This window comes from Enterobacter soli (genome assembly GCF_964208575.1).
Taxonomy (GTDB): domain Bacteria; phylum Pseudomonadota; class Gammaproteobacteria; order Enterobacterales; family Enterobacteriaceae; genus Enterobacter; species Enterobacter soli_A.
This window is the reverse complement of sequence record NZ_CAXOFU010000047.1, coordinates 1-770: the sequence shown is the minus strand read 5'-3', so window position 1 is coordinate 770 and position 770 is coordinate 1. Positions and strand designations below refer to the sequence as shown.

Annotated in this window: 1 rRNA gene; it reads right to left on the bottom strand. The window is 52.3% G+C overall.

The annotated features are described in order from the left end of the window. Window positions 1-770: ribosomal RNA gene (locus AB6V08_RS23150) — 23S ribosomal RNA — on the bottom strand; the annotation flags it as partial.

Below are 770 nucleotides of genomic sequence, written 5' to 3'. Positions count from 1 at the left end.
CATGGTTTAGCCCCGTTACATCTTCCGCGCAGGCCGACTCGACCAGTGAGCTATTACGCTTTCTTTAAATGATGGCTGCTTCTAAGCCAACATCCTGGCTGTCTGTGCCTTCCCACATCGTTTCCCACTTAACCATGACTTTGGGACCTTAGCTGGCGGTCTGGGTTGTTTCCCTCTTCACGACGGACGTTAGCACCCGCCGTGTGTCTCCCGTGATAACATTCTTCGGTATTCGTAGTTTGCATCGGGTTGGTAAGCCGGGATGGCCCCCTAGCCGAAACAGTGCTCTACCCCCGAAGATGAGTTCACGAGGCGCTACCTAAATAGCTTTCGGGGAGAACCAGCTATCTCCCGGTTTGATTGGCCTTTCACCCCCAGCCACAAGTCATCCGCTAATTTTTCAACATTAGTCGGTTCGGTCCTCCAGTTAGTGTTACCCAACCTTCAACCTGCCCATGGCTAGATCACCGGGTTTCGGGTCTATACCCTGCAACTTAACGCCCAGTTAAGACTCGGTTTCCCTTCGGCTCCCCTATACGGTTAACCTTGCTACAGAATATAAGTCGCTGACCCATTATACAAAAGGTACGCAGTCACACCACGAAGGTGCTCCCACTGCTTGTACGTACACGGTTTCAGGTTCTTTTTCACTCCCCTCGCCGGGGTTCTTTTCGCCTTTCCCTCACGGTACTGGTTCACTATCGGTCAGTCAGGAGTATTTAGCCTTGGAGGATGGTCCCCCCATATTCAGACAGGATACCACGTGTCCC